Here is a 233-nt window from a genome sequence, read left to right as displayed (position 1 = left end):
GGGTTTCGACGACACCGTGATTCCCCAGGTGGAGCGGGCCTTGATCGCCGGTCACGACTTTGTCCTGCTCGGCGAACGCGGCCAGGGCAAGACCCGGCTGCTGCGCGCACTCGCGGGTCTGCTGGACGAGTGGACGCCGGTGATCGCCGGCGCCGAACTGGGCGAGCACCCCTACACGCCGATCACGCCGGAGTCGATCCGGCGGGCCGCGCAGCTCGGCGACGACCTACCGG

1 pseudogene is annotated in these 233 nt (G+C 71.2%); it reads left to right on the top strand.

Going from position 1 to position 233, the window contains the following annotated elements:
- Nucleotides 1-233: pseudogene (locus BST12_RS30265) on the top strand (magnesium chelatase); the annotation flags it as partial.

Source organism: Mycobacterium angelicum (assembly GCF_002086155.1).
In the GTDB taxonomy this organism is placed as follows: domain Bacteria; phylum Actinomycetota; class Actinomycetes; order Mycobacteriales; family Mycobacteriaceae; genus Mycobacterium; species Mycobacterium angelicum.
The sequence above is the reverse complement of the archived record's forward strand: the minus strand, read 5'-3'. Positions and strand labels throughout refer to the sequence as shown.